The organism is Gilliamella sp. (assembly GCF_024104075.1).
GTDB lineage: Bacteria > Pseudomonadota > Gammaproteobacteria > Enterobacterales > Orbaceae > Gilliamella > Gilliamella bombi.
On record NZ_JAGGHR010000007.1, the window covers coordinates 12,441 to 30,124 of the forward strand.

16 protein-coding genes, 1 tRNA gene and 1 other RNA gene are annotated in these 17,684 nt (G+C 35.4%); 2 read left to right on the top strand and 16 right to left on the bottom strand.

Translation table 11 applies throughout. The features are described 5' to 3' along the window. Positions 1–2 precede the first annotated feature (2 nt). The 10 genes from pnp to proQ all read right to left on the bottom strand — a co-directional run bounded on the left by pnp (position 3) and on the right by proQ (position 9,800). The gene (gene pnp, locus J6569_RS03425; RefSeq protein ID WP_296317616.1) at positions 3–2,117 is read right to left on the bottom strand and encodes a polyribonucleotide nucleotidyltransferase; all 2,115 of its coding nucleotides are present in this window, start codon (positions 2,115–2,117) and stop codon (positions 3–5) included. Positions 2,118–2,424: 307 nt separating this feature from the next. Further along, entirely contained in the window at positions 2,425–2,694 is a 270-nt protein-coding gene (gene rpsO / locus J6569_RS03430) for a 30S ribosomal protein S15 (RefSeq protein WP_085164450.1), read from the bottom strand. A gap of 149 nt (positions 2,695–2,843) precedes the next feature. Beyond that, a complete protein-coding gene (locus J6569_RS03435; RefSeq protein ID WP_065589548.1) occupies positions 2,844–3,767 on the bottom strand; it encodes a LysR family transcriptional regulator in 924 nt (307 codons plus the stop codon). 242 nt (positions 3,768–4,009) lie between these two features. Continuing rightward, on the bottom strand, positions 4,010–4,762 hold the full coding sequence (locus J6569_RS03440) for a TSUP family transporter (RefSeq protein ID WP_085164448.1): 753 nt from the start codon (positions 4,760–4,762) through the stop codon (positions 4,010–4,012). Then, the gene (gene aroC / locus J6569_RS03445) at positions 4,759–5,832 is read right to left on the bottom strand and encodes a chorismate synthase (RefSeq protein ID WP_296317618.1); all 1,074 of its coding nucleotides are present in this window, start codon (positions 5,830–5,832) and stop codon (positions 4,759–4,761) included. Before aroC ends, J6569_RS03440 begins: the two co-directional genes overlap by 4 nt. 30 nt (positions 5,833–5,862) lie before the next feature. Continuing rightward, on the bottom strand, positions 5,863–6,756 hold the full coding sequence (gene prmB / locus J6569_RS03450; RefSeq protein WP_085164446.1) for a 50S ribosomal protein L3 N(5)-glutamine methyltransferase: 894 nt from the start codon (positions 6,754–6,756) through the stop codon (positions 5,863–5,865). 141 nt (positions 6,757–6,897) lie between these two features. Beyond that, positions 6,898–6,985 (bottom strand) — tRNA-Ser (locus J6569_RS03455). Positions 6,986–7,053: 68 nt separating this feature from the next. Continuing rightward, complete coding sequence (locus J6569_RS03460) at positions 7,054–7,143, bottom strand: YnhF family membrane protein (protein ID WP_141672672.1); 90 nt, start codon at positions 7,141–7,143, stop codon at positions 7,054–7,056. Positions 7,144–7,157: 14 nt separating this feature from the next. Further along, positions 7,158–9,242, bottom strand: coding sequence for a carboxy terminal-processing peptidase (prc, locus tag J6569_RS03465; RefSeq protein ID WP_296317620.1), 2,085 nt, complete (start codon positions 9,240–9,242; stop codon positions 7,158–7,160). Between the two features lie 9 nt (positions 9,243–9,251). Beyond that, positions 9,252–9,800, bottom strand: coding sequence for an RNA chaperone ProQ (gene proQ / locus J6569_RS03470; RefSeq protein ID WP_296317622.1), 549 nt, complete (start codon positions 9,798–9,800; stop codon positions 9,252–9,254). Positions 9,801–10,279: 479 nt separating this feature from the next. Here proQ and bamE point away from each other — a divergent pair, with 479 nt between their 5' ends. Together bamE and rnpB are read left to right on the top strand one after the other, a co-directional pair. Beyond that, positions 10,280–10,642 (top strand): outer membrane protein assembly factor BamE, encoded by a 363-nt coding sequence (gene bamE, locus J6569_RS03475; RefSeq protein ID WP_296317624.1) that lies wholly within the window; start codon positions 10,280–10,282, stop codon positions 10,640–10,642. 162 nt (positions 10,643–10,804) lie between these two features. Continuing rightward, positions 10,805–11,187, top strand: an RNA gene (gene rnpB / locus J6569_RS03480) — RNase P RNA component class A. A gap of 1 nt (position 11,188) precedes the next feature. Here rnpB and J6569_RS03485 read toward each other — a convergent pair. From J6569_RS03485 to J6569_RS03510, 6 genes are all read right to left on the bottom strand, one after another. Beyond that, positions 11,189–11,884 carry a DedA family protein gene (locus J6569_RS03485; RefSeq protein ID WP_034909688.1) on the bottom strand — a complete coding sequence of 232 codons (696 nt, stop codon included), beginning with the start codon at positions 11,882–11,884 and terminating at the stop codon, positions 11,189–11,191. Between the two features lie 27 nt (positions 11,885–11,911). After that, positions 11,912–13,369 carry a metalloprotease TldD gene (gene tldD / locus J6569_RS03490; protein ID WP_085164440.1) on the bottom strand — a complete coding sequence of 486 codons (1,458 nt, stop codon included), beginning with the start codon at positions 13,367–13,369 and terminating at the stop codon, positions 11,912–11,914. A gap of 138 nt (positions 13,370–13,507) precedes the next feature. After that, positions 13,508–14,983, bottom strand: a complete 1,476-nt coding sequence (rng, locus tag J6569_RS03495) for a ribonuclease G (RefSeq protein WP_034909694.1) — start codon at positions 14,981–14,983, stop codon at positions 13,508–13,510. Positions 14,984–14,993: 10 nt separating this feature from the next. Continuing rightward, positions 14,994–15,479, bottom strand: coding sequence for a rod shape-determining protein MreD (gene mreD / locus J6569_RS03500; RefSeq protein WP_034909696.1), 486 nt, complete (start codon positions 15,477–15,479; stop codon positions 14,994–14,996). Continuing rightward, positions 15,466–16,308, bottom strand: coding sequence for a rod shape-determining protein MreC (gene mreC, locus J6569_RS03505; protein WP_296302718.1), 843 nt, complete (start codon positions 16,306–16,308; stop codon positions 15,466–15,468). Before mreC ends, mreD begins: the two co-directional genes overlap by 14 nt. A gap of 143 nt (positions 16,309–16,451) precedes the next feature. Next, positions 16,452–17,498, bottom strand: coding sequence for a rod shape-determining protein (locus J6569_RS03510; RefSeq protein WP_034909698.1), 1,047 nt, complete (start codon positions 17,496–17,498; stop codon positions 16,452–16,454). Positions 17,499–17,684 lie beyond the last annotated feature (186 nt).

Below are 17,684 nucleotides of genomic sequence, written 5' to 3' on the forward strand. Positions count from 1 at the left end.
TTTTATTCTGCTGTTGAAACAACGTCTGCTGTCGGTTCGACAGCATCTTTCATACTCAAACGGATTCTGCCTTGGCGGTCAATTTCTAGCACTTTAACATTCACTTCTTGACCAACTTTTAGATAATCAGCCACTTTTTCTACTCGATGATCGGCAATTTGAGATACATGAACAAGTCCCTCTTTACCACCAATAACCGATACAAAAGCACCAAAATCAACGATTCTTGTTACTTTACCTGTATAAATTTTACCAATTTCGACATCAGCAACTAAGTTAGTAATACGTGCCATGGCATCTTTGGCTTTATTACCATCTGAAGCGGCAATCTTAACGGTACCATCATCAGTGATTTCAATAGTTGTTCCTGTTTCTTCAGTTAAAGCCCGAATTGTTGCGCCACCTTTACCGATAATATCGCGAATTTTGTCAGGATTTACATTCATTGTATAAATACGTGGTGCAAACTCTGAAATTTCTTGGCGAGGCTTATTAATTGCTTGTTCCATTACACTTAAAATGTGTAAACGAGCACCTTTAGCTTGATTAAGTGCTACTTGCATAATTTCTTTGGTAATACCTTCAATTTTGATATCCATTTGCAATGCACTTACACCTTCGCGTGTACCTGCTACTTTAAAGTCCATATCACCAAGGTGGTCTTCGTCACCAAGAATATCTGATAATACGACAAACTGATCACCTTCTTTTACTAATCCCATTGCAATACCAGCAACAGATGATTTGATTGGTACCCCTGCATCCATAAGAGCAAGTGAAGCACCACAAACAGAAGCCATTGAAGATGAACCATTTGACTCAGTAATTTCAGACACTACTCGAACAGTATATGGAAATTCTTCACGGCTTGGCATTACAGCCGCAACACCTCGTTTAGCTAGGCGACCATGACCAATTTCTCGGCGTTTTGGTGAGCCAACCATGCCTGTTTCGCCAACAGAGTATGGAGGAAAATTGTAATGAAGTAAGAACCGTTCGGTATATTCACCAGTTAACTCATCAATGATTTGTGCGTCACGCTCAGTACCTAATGTTGCAGTAACTAGTGCCTGAGTTTCACCACGTGTAAACAGTGCACTACCATGAGTTCTTGGTAAGACATTAGTACGGATATCAAGTGCACGAATCATATCTTTTTCACGACCATCAATACGCGGTTCACCAGCAATAACACGCTTACGAACAATTTGACTTTCCAACTCAACAATAATATTAATCACTTCGTTTTCATCAAGCTCGTCATTTTGTTCTTTTAGTACAGCTAAAACTTCTTCTTTAATTAAATCGATTTGTGCATAACGTGCTTGTTTTTCAGTAATACGATAAGCTTCGCCCAAACGATCTTTAGCTAGTTCAACAATGGCGTTATATAGCTCTTCATTTTTAGCCGGTGCTACCCAATCCCATTTTTCACAATTGGCTTTTTCTACAAATTCGTTAATATTATCAATAACAACTTGTTGTTGTTCATGACCAAATACTACCGCTGCTAACATTTGATCTTCAGTGAGTAAGTCAGCTTCAGATTCAACCATTAATACTGCACTTTTTGTGCCCGCAACAACTAAATCTAGACGACTGGCTGCAAGCTCTTTTACTGATGGATTTAATACAAATTCATCATTAATAAAGCCAACACGTGCAGCACCAATAGGGCCGTGGAATGGAACACCAGATAAGCAAAGTGCAGCAGAAGCACCAATCATTGCAACTAGGTCAGGGCTCACCTCGGGATTAACCGAAACAACTGTTGCAATAATTTGGATTTCATTAACAAATCCTTCAGGAAATAATGGACGAAGCGGGCGGTCGATTAAACGTGCAATTAGAGTTTCACCTTCACTTGGACGACCTTCACGTTTAAAAAATCCACCAGGAATACGCCCTGCAGCATAGGTACGTTCTTGGTAATTAACTGTTAATGGGAAGAAGTCTTGACCTTCTTTTACTTTTTTATTTGCAACAACCGTGACAAATACAGCAGTATCATCCATATTAACCATAACAGCTGCGGTTGCTTGACGAGCCATAATACCAGTTTCTAAAGTCACGGTATGACGACCATATTGAAATTTTTGACATGTCGGATTAAACAAAATAGTGTCCTCTTGTTATTTGTTATGTTGAAGTTTGATATTTCGACAGGACGCAACATTACGCTACGCTTATTGATACTCTCTTCAACAATGTGGGGATATATACAACAAAAAGATTATTTCACTGTCACGACTAATGACAAATCTATAAATTATAGAGCTCTCATTAGTCGCGCGAAACATGAGATATAACCTTTACTTTGTTGGCTTACATAAAATAATAATTTTTAACGCCCGATATTATATCAGAGCATCGATTTTTCACAACGAAAAAGAGGCCTAAGCCTCTTTTCAAGTAGATTGTCAATTAGCGACGTAAACCTAATTTTTTAATCAATTGGTTATAACGTTCAATATCTTTACGACGTAAATAATCTAATAATTTACGACGGCTAGACACCATACGTAATAGACCGCGACGACTGTGGTGATCTTTTTTATGCTCAGAAAAATGACCTTGTAAATCATTAATACGTGCAGTTAAAAGAGCAACTTGAACCTCTGTTGAACCAGTGTCATTAGTGCCACGACCATATTCGGCAACGATTTTCGCTTTAGTTTCTACAGTTAGAGACATAATAAACCTCTTAAAATAAACATAAAAAATGGAATGACCGATCTCTAATTCAGACATTCCTCGGTATCCATATAGTGAATATATGAGTTACGTAATTATACTGAAATCTATAAAAATAGCAATTTGATTTATTTAGTTAACAGCAGTATTTACTTAAGTTCAAAACCATACTCTTCTTGAATTAGTTTTTTTAGCGCCTCAATATAATTTTGAGCTGATAAGCTTAGTTGAGCCTTTTGTGATGTGATCCAGCCAATTAGGATTTTTTCTTCTACATCTAACGGTATTGATAAAATATCAGATCCGTTTAAGTCAGCACTTAAAACCCCTGTGCTAATGGTATAACCATTGAGTCCATGCAATAAGTTAAATAAGGTTGCTCTATCACTGACGTGTATACTCTTTTTATGATAAACCGTACTTAAAATTTCTTCGGAAAAATAAAATGAGTTATATTCGCCCTGCTCAAAAGAGAGATAAGGGTAATCCTCTAAATCATCTAAAGTTAATAACTTCATGGATGATAATGGATGATGAGTACTAATAAATACATGAGGATTAGCTTCAAAAAGTGGATTAAAGGTTAATCTATGTTCTTTCAGTAACCGTAAAATCACTTTTTGATTAAAATCATTCAAATACAAAATACCAACTTCACTACGTAAATTAGCTACATCGGTGATAATATCATATGTTTTTGTTTCCCTAAGCGTAAACTCATACTCATCTGTTTGATTTTTTTTAATTAAGTTAACAAAGGCATTAACCGCAAAAGCATAATGCTGAGTAGATATGCTGCATAACTGCTTAGAGGGTTCTTTTTTGGAGTAGTGCTGTTCCAATAGTTCAGCTTGATCTAAAACTTGTTTGGCATAACCTAAAAACTCAACACCATCAGGTGAAAGTGAAACTCCTTTAGAACTGCGAACAAAAATCTCAATACCAAATTCAGCTTCTAGATCTTTCACCGCTGTTGATAAGCTTGGCTGAGTAATATATAAATTCTTAGCGGCTTCATTTATTGAGCCAGAACGTGCTATTTCTAAAATATAGCGTAATTGTTGAAGTTTCATAATATTGGGACATGTTAACACAAACTATCTTATATAACACAAATATATACTAAATAATATTTAAGTGAAATAAATACTTGTTGCTATTTTATACTCAAACACATACTTTCCTGAAAGTTTTTGACAAAAATTTTAATATAAATGAATTATGAAAGGTAAAAATGAGAAGCAGTAAAATTGATAATAAAATTACTTTAGATATTTTAGGTAGAGAAAATGTAAATTACTTAACTTATAAGTAATTAAAAAAAGTTTTCGTAAATTAATTTTATACTCATAAGGGTCGAAACTGTAATTAACATTGGTCGAATTAATTTACGACCTTTGGCAATGACCATTTTAGCACCAAGCCTTGCTCCTATAAATTGACCAACTAACATAACCAATCCAATTGACCATATTACTTCTCCCCCTATAATAAAAAACAACAAGCCGGCCAAATTTGAGGTGAAGTTTAGTACTTTGGTATGTGCAGTCGCTTTGGTTAAATTAAAACCAGCTAACGTGATATAAGCTAACGCATAAAATGAACCAGCACCAGGGCCAAAAAATCCATCATAAAAACCTATACCAAAGGCAGGAATTAATGCGAATTGAATAAGTGAAAGGCGACTGTTACGGTCGTTTTCTCCAATAGTTGGAGAAAGTAAAAAATAGAGCCCAACGCTAATAGTTAAAATTGGTAATAATAATTTTAAAAAATCAGCTTGGATACGCATCACAGATAATGTTCCAATTGCTGAACCAACAAAAGCAAAAACGATTGCCCATTTTTGTTGTTTCAAATCCACCATATGCTGCCGGATAAAATATAGGCTAGCAGAAAACGAACCACCGCAACTTTGCAATTTATTGGTTGCCAATGCACTAGCTGGTGGCAGTCCAACAGCAAGTAATGCAGGGACAGTTAATAAACCACCTCCGCCAGCAATAGAATCAATAAAACCGGCCAAAGCAGCAATCAGAAAAAGTAAAATAAGCAGATCATAACTCATAATTTATTTACATCACCACATTGAGCCCGATAACGAAGGTAGTGATCCATTAGCACAATAGCAACCATTGCTTCAGCAATTGGTACAGCTCGAATGCCAACACATGGATCATGTCGACCATGTGTAGATACTTCAACGCTTTCACCCAAAATATTAACTGATTTACCTGGAATTTCTATACTAGGCGTGGGTTTAAGTGCTATGCTGGCTGATATGGTTTGTCCTGAACTAATACCACCTAAAATCCCACCGGCATGATTAGATAAAAAGCCTTTAGGTGTTATTTCATCACGATTTTCGCTACCACGTTTATTCACAACAGCAAAACCATCGCCAATTTCTACACCTTTCACGGCATTAATACTCATTAGTGCATGCGCAAGATCAGCATCTAGTTTATCAAATACAGGTTCGCCAAGTCCTACTGGAATATTTTCAGCAACAATGCAAACTTTCGCACCTATTGAGTCACCCTCTTTTTTTAATGACCGAAGCAGCTGTTCAAGTGCATCTAATTTACTCTCATCTGCGCAAAAAAATGGATTGAGTTCAACTTGTTGCCAGTCTTTCAATTCACATTTTACATCACCCATCTGAGCCAAATAACCACGAATAGTAATGCCAAGCTTTTCTTGTAGATATTTTTTTGCAATAGCGCCGGCAGCAACTCTCATAGCCGTTTCACGAGCAGAGGAGCGACCGCCACCACGATAATCTCGTATGCCATATTTATTTTGATAAGTGTAATCTGCATGGCTTGGTCTGAAGATATCTTTAATTTTACTATAATCTTGAGAACGTTGATCGGTATTTTCAATAAGTAAACCAATACTCGTTCCAGTTGTAACACCTTCAAATACGCCTGACAAAATTTTGACTTGATCTGCTTCTCGGCGTTGAGTTGTATAACGAGATGAGCCAGGTCTACGACGATCAAGATCATTTTGCATGTCTGATTCTGTTAACGCAAGTCCAGGAGGAACACCATCGACAACACACCCTAATGCAACACCGTGCGATTCACCAAATGTGGTTACTTTGAATAATTTTCCGATTGAGTTTCCAGCCATAATAAATTTATTCCAATGATTAATAACAGTTTATTTAAAACAGTAATGATATTGAATCAGTTCTTCACGTGTGATAGAAAATACACCCAACCCACCACGTTCAAATTCTATCCAATTAAAAGGGACATCGGGATATTGTTGTTGTAAGCTAACCCAACTATTGCCGACTTCACAAACTAATACACCTGCTGGTGTTAAATAATTTATCGCATCTCGTAAAATTTTTTTTACCAGATCTAAACCATCAAAGCCCGCTTCTAATGCTAATTTAGGTTCATATAAAAACTCATCTGGCAAATCACTCATATCTTCACTATCAACATAAGGCGGATTAGTGACAATCAGATCGTATTGTTTTTCTGGCACATCATCAAATAGATCTGACAAAATAGGAGTAACTTGAAAATCCATTTCGTGCATCTCAATATTTGTTTGGGCGATATCTAATGCTTCTAATGAAATATCAGTTATATCAACTTGAGCATCAGCAAACTCATAAGCGCAAGCAATCCCTATACAGCCACTACCAGTACATAGATCTAAAATATTTTTAGGTTCAGTTAATATTATTTGCTCAAAATGGTTATCAATTAGTTCACCAATAGGAGAACGAGGAATTAATACACGCTCATCCACATAAAAAGCATGTCCACAAAACCAAGCTTGGTTAGTTAAATAAGGGGTTGGTACACGATCTTTTATTCGCTTTTGAATAATGTCAATAATTTGATTTTTTTCATCATTAGTTAGATTAGCGGAATAAAATTCTTCAGGAATAAACAACGATAATCCTAACGTTGCTAAAATTAATTGTTTAGACTCATCAATAGGATTATCTGTACCATGACCTAAAAAGACATCTGATAGACTAAGTTGTGATGCTGTCCAACGTATAAAGTCTTGAACTGTGCGTAAGTTTTCCATAATAACTCCAAATGATTTAGGAGAGGAAGGTATTGTTTGTCATTTTAAATAACAACTATAAACTACGAACTATTAAAATAATCTAGATAGCTAGTTTTATAGCGTTATGAACTAATGGTTCCATCTTTTAATGACTCAATATGGCGGTGAGGAAGGGATTCGAACCCTTGATACGTTGCCGTATACACACTTTCCAGGCGTGCTCCTTCAACCACTCGGACACCTCACCTCATTAGAACCCGCTTTTCAAAAGCAGGTTGCATACTATAATGATCACCAACTAATTAATCAAGCTTTTTAATTCATACAAACAATAAAACCAAATGTTGCCAAAACAGCTAACACAGCAATAGTTGTGATTAAAGCATATTTTAAATTTGAATCCATTATGTTATCTCCAATTATTTATTAGCTTTCTCGATTGGTAAATCAAACGTAATAACCTCTTTAATAGGGTTATTGCCTTTGATTTTGGGATACTTAGGTGCAAAATCAAGAAGTATCTCGATAGATTCATCTAAGTAAGGATCAGGTTTTTTATAATTTTTTGGTAAATCATCTAATTTAGTAATTGATGGTAAACCTACCTTATTTAAACGTGCATTAGTTCTTTTTAAATCACGTTCCTCATTATTTTTTTGTTCTACTTCTCGTTTTTTCTTATTAAGTGAAACAATATATTGACGATCTTTTTTATCATTAAATCGTTTGATATCTTCATCAATATACATAAATTCAGGATTATGTGAAATTCTGGCTAAATGTTGTGATTCTAAATCAGGCAACAATGGCTTAATATTGGCAAGAGTCAAATAATCAGCTGATGGTATTTTATCCCACGGTAGTGCGTTATCTAAAAAACGTTCTCCCGTTTCATCAACATACTTAACTTTATTCATTTCAATATCTGGCTCAACGCCTTTTAATTGTGTGCTACCACCATTGATACGATAAAACTTCTGAATAGTATATTGAGCCCCTCCAAGTTCAGGCCAACTTGGATGTAGTCTTGCATCAACTGGATAAGAGATGTTACGAGAAGTTTGGACGGTTCCCTTACCATAAGTGGTTTCACCAACTATTAATGCTCGCCCATAATCTTGCATAGCCGCAGAAAATATTTCTGATGCTGATGCACTATAACGATTAATCATAACAACAAGTGGCCCGGTGTATTCGATACCTTTATTCTTATCATTGTACGTGATAATTTTTTGTAAATTATCACGTACTTGAACAACTGGTCCAGTATCAATGAATAAGCCAGTTAAATTGATAACTTCGGTTAACGAACCACCGCCATTATCACGTAAATCAATAACTAAACCTTGCAAATTTTCTTTATTTGCTTTTGATAAGAGTCCTTCAACTTTTTCCGTTAATCCCATATAGAAACTTGGTATTTCAATAACGCCAACTTTACCACGTGGATTATCGATAATATTTAATTTCGCTTCTCTATCTTCAAAATGAATCTTATCACGAGTGAGCTCAATTACTTTTGCCTTACTATTATTACCAGCAGGTAAAATTTCCAATCTTACAACAGTACCTTTAGGTCCACGAATTTTATCGACAATATCATCCAAGCGCCACCCAATAACATCTTCAATTCCAGAATTACTTTGGCCTACTCCAATAATCCTATCCCCGATGGTAAGTAACTTACTCTTTTCAGCAGGTCCGCCTGTTACAAAAGACATAATCACCGTATAGTCATCTTGCTGGCTCAATGTTGCACCGATACCTTCAAATGATAAACTCATTTCGGAATCAAAATCTCGTTTTTTACGTGGTGCCAAATAGCTAGTGTGAGGATCAATTTCTCTGGCAAATGCATTCATAAATACTTGAAAGGCATCTTCATTATTTGATTGCATTATCGTTTTTAAAACGCGATTGTAACGTTTACTTAAAACTTTACGGATCTCTTTTTCATTTTTTCCCGATAAGGATAAACTCAATTCATCATATTTAACACGCTTATCCCAATAAACATTAAGTTCGTTTTCTGAAGTCGGCCAAGCAATTTCTTCACGATTAAAATCAATTTCATCATTGGCAGAAAAATCCATAGGCCGTTGTAAAACTTCAAGAGCATATTGATAACGGTCATAACGTTTTTTCAAAAAAAGATTGTAAATATCATAAGCCGTCTTTAAATTACCATCGATTAATTCTTGACCTAAAGACTCTTGTCTATTTCGAAAACCATCAACATCACTTTGAATAAAAATGGATTTACTACCATCCAATAATTTGAAATAGCGATCAAAAATCTGAGCTGAAAAAGCACCATCCAAGGAAAAATTACGATAATGTGATTGAGTAAAAAAATTCGTTACACGCTTAGCAACAACTTGGTGGATATCATCTTGCTTTAGAACTGGTATTTGTTCATTAGCTTGCGGTTTTGCCTGAACATTTTGGCTAAAAATCCCCAAAATAAGGCTAAGTGTAATAATACCATTGAGTAATTTATTCATTCAAACTCTCTACTTATTGATAATATGTTCAGGTTTGACCGTTAACTCCATACCTGCACCAACCTTTACCTTAATATGCTCTTTTTCAATATTAATGACTTGTACTTTTATAGGTTTATTACCTACTATAACTTTAACAAAATCACCAATTTTTAAAGCTTTAGCTTTTTTAGGAAGCATACGAGTAGCTTTACGTTTTTCTTTTTCACGTTCTTTAAAACGCTCTTTAGCTTTTTCTTTGCTCTCTTTCAACTGTTGTAGCGCATGATCTATCTGTTCTTGGCTAATAAGCTCAGTAGGATTACCATCTAAATCAACACGATTGGCTCCTTCTTTTATACTATATAAGTAACGCCAACTCATTGTGTATGAGCGCAGTGCGGCACGGAGTTTAGTTTTACTAAGTTCGTCATTACCATCTAAACGAGAAATAATATCTTGAAAAATTCCAATCTTTAATGGCTTTGCCTCACCTTCAAGGGTAAAACAATTTGGGAATTGTTGAGCTAAATAAGCAATAATCTCTTTACTATTTGTTAATTGAAACTGTTTTTCCATTGGTTATTCCATAGCAACTAAATTTTACTAGCGTTAAAGTATATCGCAGCTTATATAATAACACTAACTATCTTTTTCGGTTTATTAATAAATTGTTATAAAATCTTTAATATCTGTATGTATTTGGCATAAAAGCCAAACAGCTTATTCATTAGTTGATAGCTAATTAAATGCTACCACTCAAAATCGATTAAAATAAATACTAAAACAAATTAAACTATCAAATTTTCTCTTGTATTGGGTAGAAAAGAATAACATAGATACTTATGGTTATAAACTAAGATAAATTAAAAAATGGAAATAAAATTTAGTGAATGGTATAGAAAAGAAAATCTGATTACATTAAAAAAGTACAGCACTAACGAATTAAATTTTTTAATTATACCTTCAGTTGCCCTATCTTGAACGTTATAAAACATATGCTATTATCAATTCACATTTCATATCAACTACAAATTAACACAATAGGCAACTATATCATGAAAAATATTAAAAAATTTCTGCTCATCCTTTGTTCTATACTTGCTTTATCAGCATGTTCACAAAAAAATTTTGTTGAGCAAGGCACACCGCTTAATAACGCAAAAGTAAGCAAAATTGTTGAAGGGTCATCAACTGAAGTTCAGATTCTGTCCCTATTTGGTGAGCCAACAACAAAAACCGCTATCAATAGCAACGAAACACAGTGGACATATCAATACACTAAAAAGAGCTCAACAAGTCATATGTTAATTGGCGAAACGCAATACAATATTATTGAAGGAAAGCTTGATATTATTATGTCTAAAGGGGTAGTAACATGGTTCAATTATGATGAAAACCAACGACAGAAAAAATGGTAATAAATTATCTTGTTTTATAGCACATCAACAAGATGTGCTAAGAATTTGTTATTTCAATCCTATGGAATTACATTACTTTACTCATGTTTAAATTTCAGTCATCTATTTCCTAAAGAAAAGACATCTCTGGACAATATTGCGCTTTAGGTTATACTCATTAACGAAATTAACCAGACAATCGCTGCTTTGTTGTTTTTATAAAGAAATAAACAAAGGGGAGGAAAGTCCGGGCTCCATAGGGCAGAGTGCCAGGTAACGCCTGGGGGATTTTTGCGAGAGTGAAAATTCACGACAAGTGCAACAGAGAGAAAACCGCCGATGGCTTATTTTATAAGATCAGGTAAGGGTGAAAGGGTGTGGTAAGAGCACACCGCGCAACTGGTAACAGTTGTGGCACGGTAAACTCCACTCGGAGCAAGGTCAAATAGGGATTCATTGGCGTGGCCCGCGTTGAATCCGGGTAGACTGCTTGAGCTAATGCGTGAGTATTAGCCTAGAGGAATGATTGTCCACGACAGAACCCGGCTTATCGGTTAATTTCACTTTCTACTTCTTGTTATCGTTTAATCCAATTTTAGATTGCTTTTTATTGCTTAAAGAGCGCTTAACAGCAAGAAAAATTGAAAAAATTAACCCTAACACCAACAACAAAACAGGTATTAGCATTAATAAAGACATGATCTGCTTTTCATACTCTTTGAAAACTGGTGATAATCCAAATAGGTAACCTAATGTCACAATCAAGAAAATCCATAATGTAGCACTGATTATATTATAAATATGGAATTTTCGACTGTGTAGTCCTGATAATCCAGCCATCATCGGTAATAATGTACGTACAAAAGCAATAAATCTCCCAATAAATAGCGCTTGTAATCCGTACTTATGGAATAATACTTCAGATTTATGATGATATTTTTCAGGTATATGTGCCATCCAACCTTGGACAAGCTTAGTATTACCAAGCCAAAGTCCTTGAGCATAACCTAACCAAGTACCTAAAGCAGCGCCAGCAATTAAAATAAAATTAATTAAACCAAAATGGAATACATTTTGGCTAATTAACACACCAGTTAAGAATAATAGACTGTCTCCAGGTAAAAAAGCCGCTGGTAAAACGCCATTTTCTAAAAGAATAATGACAAACAACATCCCATATAGTGTCCATAGCACATTAGGGTTTGAAAGCGTTGCAATGTCCAAATTAACAAACGCATGATAAAGTGTAATTATTGTTTCCATCTATTTTTAAATCCCATTGATGTATTATTAGTGGTTAATGGTACCACCAACGGTTAAATTATCCACTTTTAAAGTGGGTTGCCCAACCCCAACAGGTACGCTCTGCCCTGCTTTACCACAAACACCTACACCAGAATCTAATGCTAAATCATTACCTACCATAGATATTTGCTGCATAGTTTCTATACCTGAACCGATTAATGTGGCACCTTTAACTGGAGTTGTTATTTTTCCCTTTTCAATTAAGTAAGCTTCTGAAGTTGAAAACACAAACTTACCAGAGGTGATATCTACTTGTCCACCAGCAAAATTAGGTGCATAAAGACCATAATCGACGCTACTAATGATATCGTCAAAAGAAGAATTTCCTGCCAACATATAGGTATTGGTCATTCTTGGCATAGGTAAGTATGCATATCCTTCACGACGACCATTACCAGTTGAACATGTATTCATCAATTTTGCGTTAATCTTATCAAACATATAGCCTTTTAAAATACCATTTTCAATAAGCACTGTTTTTTGACTTGGAGTACCTTCGTCATCAATAGATAGTGAGCCACGGCGATTTTCAATCGTGCCATCATCAACAATAGTACAAACTTCTGAAGTAACTTGTTCACCAATTTTTCCAGAAAAAACTGAACTGTTTTTACGATTAAAATCGCCTTCTAAGCCATGACCTACAGCCTCATGTAACAAAACGCCAGGCCAACCAGCACCTAAAACAACAGGCATTGTTCCTGCTGGTGCGGCTTTAGCAGAAAGAGAAACAAGTGCTTGACGCACGGCTTCTCGGGCATAGCTGTCAGCATAACTTTCTGATGTTTTTGGGTTGATTGTTAAAAAATATTCATACCCAAATCGACCACCGCCACCACTACTTCCTCGCTCACGTCTACCCTCTTTTTCAACCAAAACTGAAACGGATAAACGCACCAAAGGACGAATGTCAGCTTTTAATGTACCATCAGTTGCTGCTATTAAAATATCTTCATAACTTCCAGTCAAACTGGCTGAAACTTCAATAACTCTAGGATCGATTGAGCGTGCTAAGTGGTCAATTTGTTGCAACAATTCAATTTTCTGTTCTTTAGAAAAAGAATTGATCGGGTTGATTGACGAGTATATAGATACTGTTTGAGCAGATTTAAATGGCGTCACTTTGATAGGTGTTTGTATTTTAGTGATTGAATTTGCTGCGAATATACTTTGTTCTAACCGCGCTAATGAAAGCTGATCAGTATAAGCAAACCCTGTTTTTTCGCCAACAACGGCTCTAACACCAACTCCTTGGTCACGATGAAATGAGGCATTTTTTATAATACCATCTTCAAGTAACCAGTTTTCATAATAACCAGATAGAAAATACAAATCACCAAAATCAATTTTCCTTGAGCTCAACATATCAAGCAAATGCGAAAGATCTTGTTGGTTTAGATTATTTGGGTTGAGCAGTCGTTCACTCACTTGAGTTACTATCATAAATTCCTTAAATTCTAATTGTTAACAGAAGTTTTTTGATAATCGATTATAACTAGTTGATCATAATAATTATTTAACTTTCATCATTTTTATACTGAAACGTATAGTTACCTGAAACTTTTTTACAAGATATTGCTTCTACATTAATACAACATCATATTGTTCTTGAATATAAAGTGGTTCAACTTTTACTTCAACACGTTTACCCACAAACACCTCAACTTCAGCTAAAGCATGGGACTCATCATTAGTTAAAGCATTAGCCACAGCAGCCGAGGCATAAACCAAAAAGTATTCTGAATGATGCGCTTTATAAACACGAACTATATCACGTAATATTTCGTTGCAAACTGTTTCTACCGATTTGACCATACCACGACCTTTACATGCTGGACATTCTTCACACAGAATATGCCCTATACTTTCACGTGTTCGCTTGCGAGTCATTTCGACTAATCCTAAACTCGAAAATAAATTAACAGTTGTTCTAGCTCTATCTTTAGATAAAGAATCATGCAGCGATTGTAACACCCGTTCACGATGCAAATCTTCTTGCATATCAATAAAATCAATAATAATAATGCCCCCCAAATTACGCAAACGTAATTGACGGGCAATTGCTATTGTTGCCTCAATATTAGTATTAAAAATCGTTTCTTCTAAATTTCGATGACCTACAAATGCACCAGTATTGATATCAATAGTAGTCATGGCTTCGGTTTGATCAATAATTAAATACCCACCAGACTTTAATTTCACTTTACGATCTAATGCTCTTTGAATCTCATTTTCGGTATCATAAAGATCGAAAATAGGAATATTACCACGATAAAGAGATAGTTTATTGGTTACTTCAGGCATAAATTCTTTTGTAAATTCAACCAATAAATCATAAGTTAATTTTGAATCTACTAAAATTCGTTCAATTGGATCACCAACAAAATCGCGCAATACTCGTTGGGATAATGCCAATTCCCCATAAACTAGATTCTTACTTACTGGGCGAGCCATGCGTTCTTGAATTTTAGTCCAAAGTCGTTTTAAAAAATTGGCATCTTGTTCTAACTCATGCGCACTTGCCCCTTCTGCGGCTGTTCTAACAATAAAGCCAGCTTCTGTTGTCACATATTGCTCAACAATATTTTTTAACCTTTCACGTTCTTGTTCACTTTCTATGCGTTGTGATGTGGCAACATGCGCAGAATTTGATCCAGGCATTAATACCAAATAACGTGATGGCAAAGTAATATCGGTTGTAAGCCTAGCTCCTTTAGTTCCCAATGGATCTTTAACCACTTGTACCATTAAGTCCTGTCCTTGGCGAACAAGTTCAGAGATATCTTTTACTTGAAATTGTTCTTGCTCTGTATCTGATACGCACTCAGTATGAGGCATAATATCTGATGCATGCAAAAAGGCAGCTTTATCAAGACCAATATCTACAAAAGCGGCTTGCATGCCAGGCAAAATACGAATGATCTTACCTTTATAAATATTTCCAACAATACCGCGTCTAGACTCACGATCAACATGGATTTCTTGCAATACACCATCTTCGATATAAGCAACTCGAGTTTCAGATGGCGTTACATTCATTAATAATTCAACAGACATAGATTTCCTTTTAATTGATAGCAAAGCTTCGTCTTATTAGTCGTAAAAATAAATAGATACCAATCCATAATAGACTATCTATACAGCTTGATATAAAAATCAATGGCGATATTGTTATAGTATGATAAATACAGACTTGAAATAAAAATACCAGTAAATTATAACATATCGATATCCCAAAGATGATAAACGACTGTTGCCATAACGCTAAATTACGTATCAATTGGAATTTAAAAACAAATAAATAAGCAATAAATGAATAAATAAAAGCATGGATTCCTAAAATAGAACCAGTACATAGATCCATTATAGTTCCAAAAACAAATGCAGTACCAATCCCAACTCGATGAGGAAGCGCTATCAACCAATAAGCAAAAATTAAGATCAGTATATGTGGTTTAAATATACTATATGATGGAGACCACGGAATGATTTGTAAACATAAGCCTATTAATAGCGTTATCCAAATAATTATTATTCGATTACGACCCCTCATGTTTTACTCCTTGATTTCCCCACAATAACAATAAATAACGTAAACGCTTCAAATCCGCTGTTGGTGTTGCTGAAATAATTGGGGTTGAATCTGTAATATCAAGTTTTACTGAACTAACTACGGCTACCGGATATCCTTCAGGAAAACGGCCATCAAGCCCTGAAGTAACTAAAATATCGCCGACTTTTACATCAACGTTATTAGGCATAAATTCTAATGTTAAGTCATTACTACACCCGTTTCCCACAGCAACCATACCAATGTCGTTTCTTAATACTTGTACGGGTATCGCATGTTGATAATCGCACAATAAAATTGCACGACTAGTAGATTGGGCTGTTTCATAAATTTGCCCTACAATCCCTTTTTCATCAACAACAGGTTGCCCAACATAAACACCATCTTGTTTACCTTTATTTACAACAAATTGATAGATATAAGGATCAGTGTCTATAAGCAATACTTGTGCAGCCATCTTTTGTTCATCATGCCTTAAAGGTGAACCTAACAATTCGCGAAGTCTATCATTTTCATGTTTTAAATGCTCAAGTAACAATAGATCGTTTTTTTGTTGTAATAAATCTGCATGCAAATTTGTATTTTCATTTATTAATGTTTCTCGTGTTTTGGACATCTCGTAGAGAGAATCAAACGACGACTTTGGTGCATTTGAAACATAATATAGAGGAGAAATAAGGGTATCTAAATAATAACGAATTTCTTTAAATGGACGATAATTGATATCTAATACAATTAGAACCAAGGCTAACGCCAGAGAAGTAAATAATTGTACACTAAGAGGGGAGCGTTTAGAAAAAAGTAATTTCATTGCCGGTACTTACCTGTTTAAAGCTCAAGATCTAATTATTTCAAAATATGACTCCGCCGACACGATTGTCGGCGGGGAAAATGTGAGATTCATGCTTAGTTATTGTTTTATCAACATAAAAATAATTAATAATAACTTATTAATTACTCTTCACTAAATAGATCACCACCATGCATATCAACCATATCTAGCGCCTTGCCGCCACCTCTGGCAACGCACGTTAATGGATCTTCAGCCACTACTACATGAATACCTGTTTCAGCCGATAATAACTTATCAATATTACGTAATAGAGCACCACCACCGGTTAAAACCATACCATGTTCTGAAATATCAGAAGCAAGCTCAGGAGGGCACTGCTCTAATGCAACTTTTACCGCACTAACAATACCGCTTAATGGCTCTTGTAATGCTTCTAAAATTTCATTAGAGTTTAAGGTAAAGCTACGCGGCACACCTTCAGCAAGATTGCGCCCACGCACTTCAATTTCAAGAACTTCATCGCCAGGATAAGCACTGCCAATAAAATGTTTGATTTTTTCGGCAGTTGCCTCGCCAATTAAAGCACCATAATTGCGACGAACGTAGTTAATAATCGCTTCATCAAATCGGTCACCACCAATACGAGCAGATGCAGAATAAACAACACCATTTAGCGAAATGACAGCCACTTCGGTAGTTCCGCCACCAATATCAACAACCATTGAACCAGTAGGCGCAGATACAGGTAAATCAGCACCAATAGCAGCTGCCATTGGTTCTTCAATTAAATACACTTCACGAGCCCCTGCGCCTAAGGCTGACTCTCGGATAGCTCTGCGTTCAACTTGCGTAGCACCTACAGGAACACAAACAAGTACGCGAGGACTTGGTCTTAAAAAACTATGGCTATGAACTTGACGGATAAAGTGCTGTAACATTTTTTCAGTAACAGAAAAATCAGCAATAACGCCATCTTTCATCGGTCTAATGGCTGCTATATTACCTGGTGTTCGCCCTAACATTAGTTTCGCAGCATGCCCAACAGCAGCAACACTTTTTGGAGTACCTGTGCGGTGATCTTGGCGAATCGCTACAACAGAAGGTTCGTTTAATACTATACCTTGCCCTTTTACATAAATAAGTGTATTCGCTGTACCTAAATCGATTGATAAATCATTTGAAAACAAGCCACGAACTTTTTTGAACATAATAAAAACTCTTCCTAGAATTAATCTTGTTTAAGTATATTTCAGTATTAAAAACCACCATGGAATCAAAAAATAAATATTTCAAATTTATCAAGGCTAAATGGAGTATTATTTAATCCTTTCAAACCATAGCAAATCTCAATAGTAATTAACGGTCGATATTGTATCGCAATTATAAAATAATAC